The sequence below is a fragment of the Rhodococcus sp. DMF-1 genome (assembly GCF_021441945.1).
Lineage (GTDB): Bacteria > Actinomycetota > Actinomycetes > Mycobacteriales > Mycobacteriaceae > Rhodococcus > Rhodococcus ruber.
The window spans coordinates 510845-524724 of record NZ_CP090442.1; the positions used below are offsets into that span (position 1 = coordinate 510845).

Genomic DNA, 13880 nt, shown 5'->3' on the forward strand with positions numbered 1-13880 from the left:
ATGGCGGAGAGGGGTAACGATGGCGGAGGACGGCGAGACGCGTCGATTCGGACTGCTCGGGTCCGCGATGGAGGAGTTGCTCGAGAGAACCCGCGCGGTGGCCGACGAGGTCGCATCGATCGGGAGCGACGCCCTCGGGTCGATTCCCGACCCCCTGTCCAGACCTGCCGACCGGATGCTCGCGTCGCTCCGGGAGGTGATGGAGCTGGCCCCGCCCGTCTTCACCGAGTTCGACGCGCTCGTCGAGCAGCTGCACGCGCAGCGGAAGTCGGTGCAGGCGCTGCAGGCGCAACTGTCGGCGTTCGACCGTCAGTTGGAGGTGGTCGAGAAGTCGTTGGCGCCCCTGCAGGGGCTGGCCCACCAGTGGGCGCGGTTGCAGCAGACGCTGCTTCGGTATCCCCCCACCGACGAACCGGAAACCGGCCCGCCGAAGTCCTGACGGACCGGGTCAGAAGTCACCCTCGGCCACCTGGAAACACACCAGTCCCATTCGCCGCCACATCCGCACCACCTGGTCACGATCGTCGAGGACGGCGACGACCCGGTACCGGTGCCGGACGAACCGGTCGAACAGCTCGGCCTTGACGATGGAGTCCTTGCGACTGTCGCCGGGCGTGCGCATGTGCAGTTCGGTGTAGGGCACCCGATGCTCGGCCAGCCACTGCTCGGTCTCGGGCCGGCACACCCCGTCGCGCCCGGAGACGAGCACGATCGCCGGCTTCTCCGGCGAGGCGGCGAACGCCGTCACCGCGGCCATCACGGCGGGGGAGAGCGAATCCTCGCCCACGCGGTGCCAGTGGTAGGGGCTGCGGTCGCTCATGTGGGCGAGCGTGCCGTCGATGTCGACGATCCACGCCGGGGGCAGCGTCGGATCCGGCACGTACGGCGCCGGGTAGGGCACCGGCTCGGCCCCTGGTCGGTGCCGCCCCTGTCGCCGCGCCCCGGTGCGTCCTTTGGGCTGCTGGGACCGCCCAAAGGACGCACCGGCGGCGCAGCCGCCTACAGCCCGGGGCGCTTGCCGATCGTCAGGGTGACCTCGCCGGTGCCGGCGAAGAAGTCGTTGCCCTTGTCGTCGACGACGATGAACGCCGGGAAGTCCTCGACCTCGATCTTCCACACTGCTTCCATACCCAGTTCCGGGTACTCGAGAACCTCGACCTTCTTGATGCAGTCCAGGGCGAGGCGCGCGGCGGGTCCCCCGATGGAGCCGAGATAGAAACCGCCGTGGTTCTTGCAGGCGTCGGTGACCTGCTGCGAGCGGTTGCCCTTGGCGAGCATGACCATCGAACCGCCCGCGGCCTGGAACTGCTCGACATAGGAGTCCATCCGGCCCGCGGTGGTGGGACCGAACGAACCGGAGGCCATGCCGTCCGGCGTCTTGGCCGGGCCGGCGTAGTACACGGGGTGGTCCTTCAGGTACTGCGGCATGCCCTCGCCCGCGTCCAGACGTTCCTTGATCTTCGCGTGCGCGATGTCGCGGGCGACGACGAGCGGGCCCGTGAGGGACAGCCGGGTCTTGACGGGATGCTTGGACAGTTCGGCGAGGATCTCCGGCATCGGCCGCGTCAGGTCGATCTTCACCGCGGCGCCCTTGCCGGTGCCCGACACGCCCTCGGTCTCGGCGTCGAGCTGCGCGTCGGTGATCTCGGGCAGGAAGCGGCCCGGATCGAACTCGAGCTGCTCGAGGAACACCCCCTCCGGGGTGATCTTGGCCTTCGCCTGCCGGTCGGCCGAGCAGGACACCGCCAGCGCCACCGGCAGCGACGCGCCGTGCCGCGGCAGCCGGATCACGCGCACGTCGTGGCAGAAGTACTTGCCGCCGAACTGCGCACCGATGCCGATCTTCTGCGTCAGCTCGAAGACCTTCTTCTCGAGTTCGAGGTCGCGGAAGCCGCGGCCGGTGATCGCACCCTCGGTGGGCAGCTCGTCGAGGTAGTGGGCCGAGGCGTACTTCGCGGTCTTGAGGGCGAACTCGGCGGAGGTCCCGCCCACCACGATGGCGAGGTGGTACGGGGGGCACGCGGCCGTGCCGAGCGAGCGGATCTTGGCCTCGAGGAACTGCATCATCGAGTCCGGGTTCAGGATCGCCTTCGTCTCCTGGTACAGGTACGACTTGTTGGCCGAACCACCACCCTTGGCCATGAACAGGAACTTGTAGGCGTTCTCGTGGCCGGCCGCGGTGTCGGCATAGAGCTCGATCTGCGCCGGCAGGTTCGAGCCGGTGTTCTTCTCCTCCCACATGGTGAGGGGAGCGTTCTGCGAGTACCGCAGGTTGAGCCGGGTGTAGGCGTCGTACACGCCGCGGGCGATCGCTTCCTCGTCGTCGCCGGGGGTGAGGACGTGCTGGCCGCGCTTGCCCATGACGATCGCGGTTCCGGTGTCCTGGCACATCGGCAGCACTCCGGCGGCGGCGATGTGGGCGTTCTTCAGGAGGTCCAGGGCGACGAACTTGTCGTTGTCCGACGCCTCCGGGTCGTCGAGGATGCTCGCGAGCTGCTTCAGGTGATCCGCCCGCAGATAGTGCTGGATGTCGTGCAGCGCGGTCTCGGTGAGCAGGCGCAGCGCCTCGGGCTCGACCTGCAGGAAGGTGCGGCCGCCCGGGCCTTCGACGGTCGACACCCCCTCGGTGGTCAGCAGCCGGTACTCGGTGGGGTCTTCCCCGATCGGCAGCAGGTCCTCGTAGAGGAAGTCGGCCATTTCTTCTCCTGAACTGTCCTGGACAGCGGGGCTGATGTTCGGGACAAGGTTAGTCCCGGCAACGGGACGCTCCGACGCCGGGGCGTGTGACGCAGACCGCCTCCGCACCCATCGTGACCTGCATCACTGCCAAAATCGGTCGCCGGTGTGCCGCCGGTCACGGTCGCTCCGGCACGGAATCCGTACACTGGTACGGATGGTTCGTACAGTGCAGGAACGGGTACTCGATCGGTTCCGACAGACCCGACAGCGGGGGTTCGAGAACACATGACTGCGGAGACCCTGCCGACGACGGCACCTGCCCACCGCGGATCGCTCCGCGGCTTCCATGCCTGGTTCGACGTCGCCGTCGTGGTGATCGTCCTCGTCGCCACCAACCTGATCGCGCACTTCACCACCGTGTGGGCCAGCATCGCGACGGTGCCCGCTGCGGCGCTGGTGCTCGTCGCGCTGATGCGCCGTCGTGGCATGCGCTGGTCCGAACTCGGGCTCTCGCCGCGCCATTGGCGCTCGGGTTCCCTCTACGCCCTGGCCGCCGTCGGGGTCGTGCTGGCCGTGATCGCCGTGGGGGTGGCGTTGCCGCTCACGCGGCAGTTCTTCCTGTCCGACCGCTACGCCACGATCTCCGGCGCGCTCCTCGCCTCGATGATCGTGATTCCACTGCAGACGGTCATCCCCGAGGAACTCGCGTTCCGCGGCGTGCTGCACGGCACGCTCGAACGCGTCTCCGGTGCGCGCGGAGTGTTCGCCGCCGGGTCGCTGCTGTTCGGCCTGTGGCACATCGCCTCGTCCCTCGGGCTCACGAACGGCAATCGCGGCCTGAGCGGCATCCTCGGCGGCGGCCTGTGGGGGCAGGTGCTGGGCATCGCCGGAGCGGTCCTGGCCACCGCCGCTGCCGGGTTCGTCTTCACCTGGCTGCGCCGCCGCAGCGGAAGCCTGATCGCCCCGATCGCCCTGCACTGGTCCCTCAACGGTGCCGGGGCGCTGGCCGCGGCGCTGGTCTGGCACGCCACCCTGAACTGACCGCCCGAACCGGCCGCCGGCCCGCCGGCGCCCGCGGTACCGTGCGCTGATGGCACTCGCAGTCTGCCTGGTCTTCGACGCCGCCGCCCGGCGCGCCCTGCAGCAACTGTGGGCCCGGCTCGAAGACCTCGGGGTGCCGACGCTGCTCACCCATACCCACGGCCGGCACGTGCCGCACCTGTCGTACGCGGTGTTGCGCAGCTACGACGTCGAGGACGTGACGGCCGCGCTCGCGACGCTCCCCGACGGTGGACCGCTGACCCTCTACTCCGACGCGCTGGGGGCCTTCCGACGCGGACGGGTCTGGCTCTCGCCGGCACCCACCGCCGACCTCCTGCGCCGTCAGCAGCGCGTGGTGGACACCGTCACCGCCGTCGGCGCGGACCTGCACAAGCACTACCGGCCGGGCGTATGGACCCCGCATCTGACCCTCAGCCCCCGAGCCCGGCTGGAGGACCTGCCGCGGGTGGCCGCGGTCGTCTACGACGTGCTGCCCCTCGAGACGGTCGTGTCCGGCGCGGCGCTGATCGACACCACGACGGGGGAGCGGCGGCCGCTGCGCCGCGTCCCGTGACCGGCGGTGCTCACTCCTCGGGGTTCTCCACCCACTTGCCGTACGGCGGCGGGCCCTCGCCCATGATCTGCACCCCGAAGTGCGGGGCGTGCTTCCACACGTAGCCGTGCAGGGTGTGTTCCTCCGAGGTCTGCGTATTGACGAGGACGAGGTCTCCCGTCGCTCGCTCCTCGAGGGAGAACCCGCTGTCCGGGCCCTCGAGTACCCACCACTTCGTCCTGCTCATGATCGATGCCTCCGGTGTGGGACGGGACAGGTCTCGGGGCGGACGTTACTCCCGACAGTGCCCGTGCGGCACCGGTTCGCCGATCCGGATCATCGGCCTCCCAGCACCCGTCGGGTGGCCTCGTCGGCCGGGTAGAACGCCTCGATCGCCAGTTCCGCGACGGTGACATCCAACGGCGTGCCGAACAGCGTCGTCGTGCTCAGCAGGGACAGCTCGCCGTCGTCGGTGCGCAGCCGCAGCGGCACCACCAGGGCGTGGGCGCCGGTCGGATCGAGCTCGGCGTCGTGCCCGTCGTCGCAGGGGTAGTCGGCCAGTTCGGCGTGCAGCCGGCGCAGCACCGGGTCGCCCGTCGCGGCGAGCTGATGTCGCAGTCGGGTCAGCAGGTGCGCCCGCCACTGGCCGTGATTGACGATGCGCGGCGCCATCCCGTCCGGGTGCAGCGTCACCCGCAGCACGTTCACCGGGGGCTCGAGCAGCCGCGGGTCGCATCCGCCCAGCAAGCCCATGACGGCGTCGTTGGCGTCGACCATCGTCCAGTGCCGGTCCACCACCAGCGCGGGATACGGGCGGTGCGACCGCAGGATCCGCTCGATCGCATCGGCCACCGCGGCCATCGGCACGTCCCCGAGACGGTGCTCCGGGTACGCGGGCGCCAGACCCGCCGCGAGCAGCAGCGAGTTGCGCTCCCGAAGCGGGATGTCGAGCTGATCGGCCAGGCGCAGCAGCATGACGCGCGTCGGCCGGGACCGGCCCGTCTCGAGGAAACTCACGTGCCGCGCCGAGACCTGCGCCCGGTTGGCGAGGGCGAGCTGGCTCAGGCCGCGACGCTCACGCCAGTGCCGCAGCAGTGCTCCGACGGGTTCCTCGTGCACGGTGGTCATGGAAGTCACGGTAGGCGCGGAAGGGAACGACGGCCATTACCTGCCGGGTAATCGATTCGGGCACCGCGGCCCGGCACTCTCGTCGGTGTGCGGCACACCGTCGCACCCGACCGACCCGGAGGACCCCATGACTGCCTACGCGATCGCCCATCTGCGCTCCGTCGACTTCGGCCCCGAGATCGTCCGCTACATCGAGGAGATCGACGACACCTTCACGCCGTACGGGGGCAGGTTCCTCGTCCACGGCGTCGAACCCGAGGTCCACGAGGGACCCTGGCCCGGCCACGTCGTGATCGTCGAGTTCCCCGACATCGAGCAGGCCCGCGCCTGGTACCGGTCGCCGGCCTACCAGGAGATCCTGCCGCTGCGCACCGAGCACTCCGACAGTTCGGCCATCCTCGTCGAGGGTGTCCCGCCGGGCTACCGGGCGCGCGACTATCTCACCAAGGTGGGGCACCGCTGAGCGGCCCGGACCTACCGGCTCAGGGCAGGATCCCGGCCGCGCGGGCCGGCGCCGCATACGCCTCGGCGAGGGTGTCGACCGTCTCGTGGGCGTTGAGGCCACTCGGATTCGGCACCACCCATATCGGCACCCCGCCGATCGTCGCCTCCTGCAACCCCGCGGCCGCCTTGCGCTGCCCGAACGCCGACCGGTACGCCGTGATGCCGGCGACGGCCACCACCCGCGGCCGGTGCTGCGCCACCACCCCGGCCAGTCGCGCGGCCCCGGTCCGCAGCTCGTCTGCCGTGAGTTCGTCCGCGCGGGCGGTGGCGCGGGGGGCGAGATTGGTGATCCCGACGCCGCGCTCGAGCAGGTGCGCCTTGTCGTCCTCGCTCATCCCGGAGGTGGGGTCGACGGGCCGGAGCAGGATGCCGGCCCGCAGCAGGGCCGGGTAGAAGCGGTTCCCGGGCCGGGCGAAGTGCGCACCCGTCGCGGCCGTCCACAGTCCCGGATTGATGCCCACGAACAGCAGCCGGCAGCCCGGCCCGATCAGGTCGGGCACCACCGCGTCACGGCAGCGTTCGAGTTCGGCGCGCGTGAATCCCATCCGTCCCACGGTAGCGAGCGGCGCCGTCCCGGTCCGGCCTCGCCGGACACGAGGAGTGCGGCCGCCCTCGCTTCCGCGGTCATCGGCTAGGGTGAAATGCGCGTCGTGGCGGGACCGGACAGCCGCGGCGAGCAGGGCCGAAACGATAGGGGAAGGTGTGCAGCGCCGGAACGTGATCGGTAACCCCGTCGAAGACCCGTCCGGCCGCGAGGTGGCGCTACCGCCGTACACGGATCTGCTGTGGCCCACCCTGCAGGCGCTGATCGGGCTCGGCGGCTCGGCTTCGATCGAGGAACTCGAGAAGGCCGTCGTCGCGCGCGAGCGTCTGTCCGAGGCCGCGCGGTCCGTACTGCACGGTGACGGCCCGGTCACCGAGATCGAGTACCGGATCGGCTGGGCGCGTACCTATCTCAAGGGCATGGGTCTGCTGGCCAACACCCGGCGCGGGGTGTGGAGCGTCACGGACCGCGGTCGCGCGGTGCAGGAATCGGAGATCAAGCCGCTCCAGGTGGCCTACACCGCGGAGAAGCGACGCAAACGACTCGTGCGCAACGCGTCGTCGCGGGCGCAGGTGGTGCCTCTCACGGCGGCCCCCGAGGATCCCGAGCTGTGGCGCGAACCCGTGCTCGCCGCCGTCGCCGAGCTCCCCGACGAGGGGTTCGAGCGGCTCGCCGTCGCGGTGCTCCGCGCCGCCGGATTCACCACCGTCTCCGTCCCGCCGCACGGCGGCCATCTCGACACCGGCTCCGACAACGACGTGGACGTGGAGGGCACCGGCGTGCTGCGGGTGTCGCTGCTCGGCTTCTCGGTGTTCTTCCGGTTCCTGCGCGGCCCCGAGCGGGCGGGCGCGGACGTGGTGCGCGAGTTCCGCGCCGCGATGGCCGGTCGCGGTGAGAAGGGCCTGCTCGTCACCACCGGCACGTTCGGCGACGACGCCCGCTCCGAGGCGCACCGGCTCGGCGCGCCCCCCATCGAACTCGTCGACGGCGACGGGCTGTGCGATCTGCTCAAGGAGCACGGTCTCGGGGTCCACACCACGGTGCGCACCGTCGAGGACGTGGCTCTGGTTCCGGCCTTCTTCGCCGAGCTCGGCGGCCGCTAGCCCCGCCCGTCGTCGGGCCGCGAATCCCGATGTGCCCCCGCGGGACCCGGGAGTGTGATGCAATACCGGAGGCTCGACACCCTGTCCTCCGTGCACGCTCGTCCAAGCGAGGTTCGATGGCCGTTTCACGTCGGGAACTGTTGCGATATGCGGCCGTCGGCTCGTGCGCGGCCTGGATCTCGGCCGTCGCCGCCCCCGGGGTGGCGCGCGGCCGGGAGGTGCTCGGCACGATCGTCGACTACTCGGCGGCGGTGCCGTCGCCGTCGTCGATCCGTGCCGCCGGGCACATCGGGGCCATCCGGTACGTCTCGGACCGGCGGCCGGGCGCCGAATGGATGCTGGCCAAGCCGCTGACCGAGTCGGAGGCCGCCGCGCTCGTCGCCGGCGATCTCGAGGTCGTCTCGTGCTACCAGTTCGGCAAGGCCGACACGGCGGACTGGCTCGGTGGATACGACGCCGGGGTCCGGCACGCGACGCGCGGCCTCGAGCTGCACCGGGCGGCCGGGGGCCCGGCGGACCGGCCGATCTACGCCTCGATCGACGACAACCCGTCCGAGCAGCAGTTCGCCGACCTCATCGCGCCGTACCTGCAGGGCTGGCACGACGTGCTCGGCGCCGGGAACACCGGCGTGTACGCCAACGCGCCGACCATCTCCTGGGCGCGCGACGCCGGGCTGGGATCGTTCTACTGGCAGCACGACTGGGGCACGGCCGAGGGCTACGTGCATCCCGCGGCCGACCTGCACCAGGTGGGCGGCGGCACGATCGACGGTATCGGCATCGACGTCAACAACGTGTTCAGCACCGACTACGGGCAGTGGTCCCTCACCGCCGGGTGAGGCCGCCGGGTCGTGACCGCGGCACGGCCACCGTCAGGGCCAGGCCCACGACGGCGGCCAGGGCCGCCACCAGGAACGTGGCGCGGAAGGCGTCCAGGGCGGGGACGGTGGCGGTGCCGACGTTCAGGGTGTCCGCTGCGAGCAGGACGCTCACGACCGCCGCGGACGAGGAGGTCCCCACCGAGCGCATGAGCGCGTTGAGACTGTTGGCGGCCGCGGTCTCCGACAGCGGCACCGCGGTCATGATCAGCGCCGGCATCGCGGCGTAGGCCAGGCCGATACCGGCACCGATGATCATGGCGGCGACCACGATGTGCCAGATCTCCGAGCAGGCGACGTAGGCCAGGAGGTAACCGAGGCAGACGACGACCGCGCCCGCGGCGAGGGTCGTCCGGGGTCCGTACCGCGTCGTGATCCGCGCCGACACCGGCGACAGCGCCATCATGACCAGACCGCTCGGCGCGAGCACCAGGCCCGTCGCGACCATGGACAACCCGAACCCGTAGCCCGTGACGACCGGTGCCATCAACAACTGCGGGAAGGCGAGGCTGTTGCTGTAGAGCGCGAAACCGACCGCGACCGACGCCAGATTGGTGAACAACACCGGACGTCGCCCCGACACGCGCAGATCGACCAGCGGTCGCGGCCGTCGGAGTTCGTACCGGCCCCAGGCGACGGCGGTGGCGGCGGCGCCGGCGAACATCGCGAGCGTCGCGGGCGCCGTCCAGCCCCAGGTGCTGCCCTTGGTCACGGGGAGGAGGAACAGCGTCAGTGCCACCGCGAGCCCGATCGCACCGAGCAGGTCGAAACGTCCGGGATCCGCCCGGGGGGATTCGGGAACCACCCACAGCACGAGGGCGGCGGCGAGCACTCCGACCAGTCCGCAGAACCAGAACAGGGTGTGCCAGTGGGCGATCTGCGCGACGGCCGCGGCGACGGGGAAGCCGACGGCTCCGCCGACTCCCATCGTCGCGCTGATGGTCGCCATCGCTCCCGGCAGTCTGCGCGGGCGCAGTTCGTCGCGCAGGATCGCGATGCCGAGCGGGATCGCTCCGCTCGCGGCGCCCTGCAGGGCGCGGCCGGTGATCATCGGCCACAGCGTGGTGGACAGCGCGCAGACCGCGGAGCCGACGACGAGCGTGCCGAGGCACACGAGCAGCATCCGGCGTTTGCCGAACATGTCGCCGAGCCGGCCGCTGACCGGGGTGATCACGGCGGAGGCGAGCAGGGTGGCGGTGACGGCCCACGAGGCGCTCTCCACCGAGGTTCCCAGCAGATGCGGCAGTTGGGGCAGCAGCGGGACGACGAGGGTGTGCATCAGGGCGACGACGATGCCGCAGAGGGAGAGCACAGCGACGAGGCCACGGGGTGCCGGACGTTCGCCGACCGACGGGATCCGGGTCTCGACCGCCATGCGCCTCCTCGAAGCCGGGCCGCGACGACGACCGGACGTACGACATCTACCAGGTGTGGCGGCGGCGCGGGAGAACGGGCCCGTTCAACGGGACAGCGCCTGCCCGGTCAACTCTGGCAGTGCGCGGCGGGGTCGGGTTCGGCGGCGGTGACGACGAGCGTGGGGTGCGGGTCCTCGGGGGCGTCGTGGACGCCGCGCCACGACAGCAGCGACCAGCGGGACAGTCCCGACAGCGCCGAGCCGAGGCTGGCGAACGACAGCGACGACAGGGCCGAACCGAACGACCCCACCGAACCGACCGACAGCACCGACCCGACGCTGCCGACGGACAGGATCGAGTACGCCGAGCCGATGGACAGGATCGAGCCCTCGGAACGGAGGGAGAGGATCGACCGGTGGGAGCGGCGGGAGCGCAGCGATCGGGAAACGGTGTGCCCGAGGGGTGTTTCGGCCATGTCCCGGTCTACCACGCAGCGGGCGGCGCGGGAAGCGTGCGGACGACGAGCGTGCGGACGACCGAGGCCGCCGGGACGATCCCGGCGGCCTCGGCCAAGGTGCGGACGATCGATCAGGCGACCGTGACGAGCCCGATCGTCGGCAGGAAGGTGCACGAGCGCGGGGCCGCGCCCTCGGCCTGCGTGGTGATGCCACCGGAGATCACCGCGGCCACGTTGCCGGAGCCGGTGTCCGCGATCGCGCTGAGCGTCGTCGGGCCGTCGGGGTTGATCCGGGCCTCGTCGGTGAGCGTCGCGGTGCCGCTGCGGCCGTTGGAGACGTTGATCCAGCTCACCGTCAGCGGCTGGGCCTGCTGCGCGGCGAACTTGGCGGTTCCCAGCGCGGTGAACACGAACCCGGCCTGGCCGGCCTTCGGGCCCGGCGGCGGGAGCGGTGCGGGACCGGCGACGGCGAGTGCGGTGCCGATGGAGTCGCCGCCGTCGCGGATGCAGTCCTTGCCGATGCTCGGGTACAGGAACTGCGAGATCGGCACGGCGTTCGGGTCGGGGAGGTCGGGACCGCCACCGCCGCTGCCGTCGAGGAAGGTGATCACGCGCTGGAGCAGGGCCTTGACGGAGTCGGGCAGCTGCGAGTTCGCGAGCAGCTCCTTCGCCTGGTCGAGCAGCTGGTTCCGGCCGTCGGCGACGTCCGTCGGCCCGGCTGCCGCGCCGACGATGGCGGGGGCGAGGGAAGCGAGGGCCTCGACCTCTTCGGGTGCGGCGGCCTGGGTGCTCAGCATCCCCATGAGGGACTCGATCGTCAGGTCCGCCGGCAGCGGGTAGCCCGCGAGCTCGACCGGCAGCTGAAGCGTGTCGGGGAGGCCCGGAACGACGGGTTGCGCGACCGCCTGCGAGGGCACGGTGAGCGCCGCGGCGGCGGCGAGAGCGCAGGCGGTGATCATCCTGCGCGTTGCTCGGGTTCGAAGCACTTTTCCCCATCCTTGTCGTTGAAGCGGCGCCGGAGCGAGGGGCTCCGATGCCGCTGACGGCTCGGGGAGACACTTTATGTAGGCCCCCCGATCAGTACAAGCCGTGGCCGGTCTCACAGCCGCCGCCTGTATTCGCGGGAGTCTAGCCATAACGTGTTCCGATCAGTGGTGTCCGCTCGAGACTACGTGTGACGCATGTGGTTTTTGTGAGAGTAGATGAAACTGTTACTGATGTGAGTATCGTGTTCGGCCCGCCGTCGTGGACCGGATAGTCTGCATCAGTCCCCGGTCCTTCCCCGGGGCGACGTGACGACGGGAGGCCGCGCCGCAGTGTCCGATCCGGTTCGCCCGCATCGACTGTGGTGGTGCGCGGCCCTGCTGGCCGTGTCCGTCGGGGTGCGCCTGGCGTGGAACTTCCTCACCCCCAACGGCATGAATCTCGTGGATCTGCACGTGTACGTCGACGGGTCCGCGGCGCTGTTGCGCGGGGAGCTGTACGACTTCACCTACACCCGGGACACGCCCGAGTTCTCCCTGCCCTTCACCTACCCGCCGTTCGCGGCCCTGGTCTTCTTCCCCCTGCACTACCTGCCCTTCCCCGTGGTCGGAGTGCTGTGGCAGCTGCTGACCGTCGCCGCCCTGTTCGGCATCCTGCGCATCTGCCTCGAGCTGCTGTTCGGTCCCGCGGCCCACAGCGCCCACTGGACGGCGGTCGCGCTCGGATGGACGGCGGTCGGTATCTGGACCGAGCCCATCCGCACGACCCTCGACTACGGGCAGGTCAACGTGTTCCTGGCCTTCGGGGTGATGGTCGCGGTCCGCAGCAACCGCTGGTGGCTCTCGGGCGGACTGGTCGGGGTGCTCGCCGGCATCAAGCTGACCCCGGCGGTCGCCGGTCTGTACCTCGTGGCGCGACGGCGGTGGTCGGCGGCGTTCTTCTCCGCGGCGGTCTTCGTCGTCACCGTCGCCGTCAGCTGGCTGGCGCTCGGCGAGCAGGCACGGACCTACTTCACGACGTTGTTCGGCGACGCCGAGCGGATCGGACCGGTGGGGTCGGTCTGGAACCAGTCGCTGCGCGGCGCGCTGAGCCGCATCGTGGGGCACGACGTCGGCACCGGGCCGCTGTGGCTGGCGGCCGTCGCGGTCTCGGCGGCGCTGGCCTTCACGGCCTGGCGTGCCCTCGGCCCGGACGATCGCCTCGGCACCGTCGTCGTCGTCGAACTCTTCGGGCTGCTGGTGTCGCCGATCTCCTGGATGCACCACTGGGTATGGGTACTGCCGATGCTGGTGTGGCTGGTCTACGGCCCGCTCGCGGACCGGCGGGGGGCGCGCGTCCTGGCCGGAGTCTGGGCGGTGCTCACCGTCGTCGGGGTGCCGTGGCTGCTGGGACTGGCGCAGGACTCGATGTGGGACATCTCGCGGCCCGCGGTGCTCGCCTGGGCCGGTGCGTGCAACGTGCTCGGGGTGCTCGCGGTGTACGTGTGGACGATCCTCGCCCGGCGCATCCCGGCGCGGCACCCCGCTCCGGCCGTATCCGTCAGCCGTGGACCAGCGCGTCGATCGTCCGGGCCAGTTCCACGTCCGACGCGGTGATCCCGCCGGCGGAATGGGTGGACAGCGAGTACGTCACCTTCCGCCAGCGGATGTCGATGTCGGGATGGTGGTTCGCCGCCTCGGCGGCCTCGGCCACCCGGTCCACCAGCGCGACGGCCTCGGGGAACGAGGGGGACTCGACGGTGCGCACGATCGCGTTCCCGTCCCGCTGCCACGCGGGGAGGTCGACGAGGGCGGCCTCGATGTCGGCGTCGGAGAGCAACTCGGCCATGTCTCATTCTGGGACGATGCCGCACATGAGTGCAACGACGGGCCGGGCGGACGAGGTGGTGGCCGGGGCGATCTTCCGCGACGGCCGGCTGTTGCTGGCGCAGCGGGTCGGCCCCCCGGAGCTGGCGGGGTTGTGGGAGCTGCCCGGCGGCAAGGCGGAGCCGGGGGAGTCCGCCGAGGCGGCACTGCGCCGGGAGCTGCGGGAGGAGCTGGGCGTGGAGGTCGCCGGGGCGCAGCGCGTCGGGGCCGGAGTGCCGCTGGGCGGGGGCCGGGTGCTGCGCGCCTACCGCGTGGAGCTGGTCTCGGGGGAGCCGCGGCCGCTCGAGCACGCGGCCCTGCGCTGGGTGGACGCCGACGAGCTGGAACGGATCGACCTGGTGCCCAACGACCGGGTGTGGCTACCGGAGCTGCGCGCCCGACTCCGGGGCTGACGGTGGTGCGGCCGGTCAGGCGGCGCGGGCCTTCTTCAGGCGCTTCGCGAGCTCCTTCTTGCCCAGTCCCTCGTGCTCGAGTCTCTTCATCCGCATGACCACCACCGGGCAGCGCACACAGCGGGTCTTCTTGCGGCAGCACTTCTTCTTGGGCTCGAGCTGCGCGACCTTGCTCGCCTTCACCTTGCCCATCCGGGTCGCCGGCCTTTCGTCGGTGGGGTTCCGGACCAAAGGTTAGCATGCCCTTACCTGGATGGCCGGGCCGCCGAATACAGGGTGCGCCGACGAATGCAGGGTGCGCCGGCCGGCGCGGGGCGACGTGGCGAACGTCACGCTCTGCGTCGCGAGCTGGTGAATCCGGCGTCGGCGCGCGCGGAGCACCGGGACCGGCCTGTAC

General features: G+C 71.2%; 18 protein-coding genes. 8 read left to right on the forward strand and 10 right to left on the reverse strand.

Going from position 1 to position 13880, the window contains the following annotated elements; genetic code table 11:
- Positions 1-19: 19 nt before the first annotated feature.
- A complete protein-coding gene (locus tag LZP97_RS02515; RefSeq protein ID WP_010592499.1) occupies positions 20-439 on the forward strand; it encodes a hypothetical protein in 420 nt (139 codons plus the stop codon).
- A 9-nt stretch (positions 440-448) separates the two neighbouring features.
- On the opposite strand, the gene LZP97_RS02520 is transcribed toward LZP97_RS02515, so the two are convergent.
- Both LZP97_RS02520 and LZP97_RS02525 read right to left on the reverse strand, forming a co-directional pair.
- Positions 449-901, reverse strand: a complete 453-nt coding sequence (locus tag LZP97_RS02520) for a phosphatase domain-containing protein (RefSeq protein WP_010592498.1) — start codon at positions 899-901, stop codon at positions 449-451.
- Between the two features lie 98 nt (positions 902-999).
- Complete coding sequence (locus LZP97_RS02525; protein ID WP_010592497.1) at positions 1000-2697, reverse strand: fumarate hydratase; 1698 nt, start codon at positions 2695-2697, stop codon at positions 1000-1002.
- A gap of 267 nt (positions 2698-2964) precedes the next feature.
- Between LZP97_RS02525 and LZP97_RS02530 the strand changes: the two genes are divergently transcribed.
- Both LZP97_RS02530 and LZP97_RS02535 read left to right on the forward strand, forming a co-directional pair.
- Positions 2965-3720, forward strand: a complete 756-nt coding sequence (locus LZP97_RS02530) for a CPBP family intramembrane glutamic endopeptidase (protein ID WP_010592496.1) — start codon at positions 2965-2967, stop codon at positions 3718-3720.
- Between the two features lie 49 nt (positions 3721-3769).
- Positions 3770-4294: a 2'-5' RNA ligase family protein gene (locus LZP97_RS02535; RefSeq protein ID WP_010592495.1), complete on the forward strand. Its 525-nt coding sequence runs from the start codon at positions 3770-3772 to the stop codon at positions 4292-4294.
- 10 nt (positions 4295-4304) lie between these two features.
- Here the strand turns inward: LZP97_RS02535 and LZP97_RS02540 are convergent, their stop codons facing one another.
- The gene (locus LZP97_RS02540; RefSeq protein WP_010592494.1) at positions 4305-4520 is read right to left on the reverse strand and encodes a hypothetical protein; all 216 of its coding nucleotides are present in this window, start codon (positions 4518-4520) and stop codon (positions 4305-4307) included.
- 89 nt (positions 4521-4609) lie between these two features.
- Positions 4610-5401 (reverse strand): helix-turn-helix domain-containing protein, encoded by a 792-nt coding sequence (locus tag LZP97_RS02545; RefSeq protein ID WP_010592493.1) that lies wholly within the window; start codon positions 5399-5401, stop codon positions 4610-4612.
- Between the two features lie 127 nt (positions 5402-5528).
- Between LZP97_RS02545 and LZP97_RS02550 the strand changes: the two genes are divergently transcribed.
- Positions 5529-5864 (forward strand): DUF1330 domain-containing protein, encoded by a 336-nt coding sequence (locus tag LZP97_RS02550; RefSeq protein ID WP_026137631.1) that lies wholly within the window; start codon positions 5529-5531, stop codon positions 5862-5864.
- Positions 5865-5883: 19 nt separating this feature from the next.
- Here the strand turns inward: LZP97_RS02550 and LZP97_RS02555 are convergent, their stop codons facing one another.
- Complete coding sequence (locus tag LZP97_RS02555) at positions 5884-6450, reverse strand: mismatch-specific DNA-glycosylase (protein ID WP_010592491.1); 567 nt, start codon at positions 6448-6450, stop codon at positions 5884-5886.
- Positions 6451-6607: 157 nt separating this feature from the next.
- Here LZP97_RS02555 and LZP97_RS02560 point away from each other — a divergent pair, with 157 nt between their 5' ends.
- Together LZP97_RS02560 and LZP97_RS02565 are read left to right on the forward strand one after the other, a co-directional pair.
- Positions 6608-7552 (forward strand): winged helix-turn-helix domain-containing protein, encoded by a 945-nt coding sequence (locus LZP97_RS02560; RefSeq protein ID WP_048771788.1) that lies wholly within the window; start codon positions 6608-6610, stop codon positions 7550-7552.
- Positions 7553-7668: 116 nt separating this feature from the next.
- Positions 7669-8391: a DUF1906 domain-containing protein gene (locus LZP97_RS02565; protein ID WP_048771785.1), complete on the forward strand. Its 723-nt coding sequence runs from the start codon at positions 7669-7671 to the stop codon at positions 8389-8391.
- Here the strand turns inward: LZP97_RS02565 and LZP97_RS02570 are convergent.
- The 3 genes from LZP97_RS02570 to LZP97_RS02580 form a co-directional block, all read right to left on the reverse strand.
- Entirely contained in the window at positions 8378-9805 is a 1428-nt protein-coding gene (locus tag LZP97_RS02570) for an MFS transporter (RefSeq protein ID WP_017680219.1), read from the reverse strand. The two genes, LZP97_RS02565 and LZP97_RS02570, sit on opposite strands and share 14 nt — an antisense overlap.
- Positions 9806-9912: 107 nt before the next feature.
- On the reverse strand, positions 9913-10260 hold the full coding sequence (locus LZP97_RS02575) for a hypothetical protein (RefSeq protein WP_010592485.1): 348 nt from the start codon (positions 10258-10260) through the stop codon (positions 9913-9915).
- Between the two features lie 113 nt (positions 10261-10373).
- Complete coding sequence (locus LZP97_RS02580) at positions 10374-11228, reverse strand: Rv1157c family protein (RefSeq protein ID WP_432793863.1); 855 nt, start codon at positions 11226-11228, stop codon at positions 10374-10376.
- Between the two features lie 330 nt (positions 11229-11558).
- Between LZP97_RS02580 and LZP97_RS02585 the strand changes: the two genes are divergently transcribed.
- Entirely contained in the window at positions 11559-12821 is a 1263-nt protein-coding gene (locus LZP97_RS02585; RefSeq protein WP_048771779.1) for a mannosyltransferase, read from the forward strand.
- Here the strand turns inward: LZP97_RS02585 and LZP97_RS02590 are convergent.
- Positions 12766-13053 (reverse strand): 4a-hydroxytetrahydrobiopterin dehydratase, encoded by a 288-nt coding sequence (locus LZP97_RS02590; RefSeq protein WP_010592482.1) that lies wholly within the window; start codon positions 13051-13053, stop codon positions 12766-12768. The two genes, LZP97_RS02585 and LZP97_RS02590, sit on opposite strands and share 56 nt — an antisense overlap.
- A 25-nt stretch (positions 13054-13078) precedes the next feature.
- Between LZP97_RS02590 and LZP97_RS02595 the strand changes: the two genes are divergently transcribed.
- On the forward strand, positions 13079-13483 hold the full coding sequence (locus LZP97_RS02595; protein ID WP_048771775.1) for a (deoxy)nucleoside triphosphate pyrophosphohydrolase: 405 nt from the start codon (positions 13079-13081) through the stop codon (positions 13481-13483).
- Between the two features lie 15 nt (positions 13484-13498).
- Here LZP97_RS02595 and LZP97_RS02600 read toward each other — a convergent pair whose 3' ends face one another.
- Positions 13499-13675, reverse strand: a complete 177-nt coding sequence (locus LZP97_RS02600) for a hypothetical protein (protein ID WP_003936054.1) — start codon at positions 13673-13675, stop codon at positions 13499-13501.
- Between the last annotated feature and the right edge of the window lie 205 nt (positions 13676-13880).

Excerpts from the sequence above, each read along its gene's own strand:
- LZP97_RS02540 (WP_010592494.1), bottom strand. The coding sequence starts at position 4,520 with ATGAGCAGGACGAAGTGGTGGGTACTCGAGGGCCCGGACAGCGGGTTC.
- LZP97_RS02575 (WP_010592485.1), bottom strand. The coding sequence starts at position 10,260 with ATGGCCGAAACACCCCTCGGGCACACCGTTTCCCGATCGCTGCGCTCC.
- LZP97_RS02515 (WP_010592499.1), top strand. The coding sequence starts at position 20 with ATGGCGGAGGACGGCGAGACGCGTCGATTCGGACTGCTCGGGTCCGCG.
- LZP97_RS02565 (WP_048771785.1), top strand. The coding sequence starts at position 7,669 with ATGGCCGTTTCACGTCGGGAACTGTTGCGATATGCGGCCGTCGGCTCG.
- LZP97_RS02600 (WP_003936054.1), bottom strand. The coding sequence starts at position 13,675 with ATGGGCAAGGTGAAGGCGAGCAAGGTCGCGCAGCTCGAGCCCAAGAAG.
- LZP97_RS02525 (WP_010592497.1), bottom strand. The coding sequence starts at position 2,697 with ATGGCCGACTTCCTCTACGAGGACCTGCTGCCGATCGGGGAAGACCCC.
- LZP97_RS02595 (WP_048771775.1), top strand. The coding sequence starts at position 13,079 with ATGAGTGCAACGACGGGCCGGGCGGACGAGGTGGTGGCCGGGGCGATC.
- LZP97_RS02530 (WP_010592496.1), top strand. The coding sequence starts at position 2,965 with ATGACTGCGGAGACCCTGCCGACGACGGCACCTGCCCACCGCGGATCG.
- LZP97_RS02590 (WP_010592482.1), bottom strand. The coding sequence starts at position 13,053 with ATGGCCGAGTTGCTCTCCGACGCCGACATCGAGGCCGCCCTCGTCGAC.
- LZP97_RS02545 (WP_010592493.1), bottom strand. The coding sequence starts at position 5,401 with ATGACCACCGTGCACGAGGAACCCGTCGGAGCACTGCTGCGGCACTGG.
- LZP97_RS02555 (WP_010592491.1), bottom strand. The coding sequence starts at position 6,450 with ATGGGATTCACGCGCGCCGAACTCGAACGCTGCCGTGACGCGGTGGTG.
- LZP97_RS02535 (WP_010592495.1), top strand. The coding sequence starts at position 3,770 with ATGGCACTCGCAGTCTGCCTGGTCTTCGACGCCGCCGCCCGGCGCGCC.
- LZP97_RS02570 (WP_017680219.1), bottom strand. The coding sequence starts at position 9,805 with ATGGCGGTCGAGACCCGGATCCCGTCGGTCGGCGAACGTCCGGCACCC.
- LZP97_RS02550 (WP_026137631.1), top strand. The coding sequence starts at position 5,529 with ATGACTGCCTACGCGATCGCCCATCTGCGCTCCGTCGACTTCGGCCCC.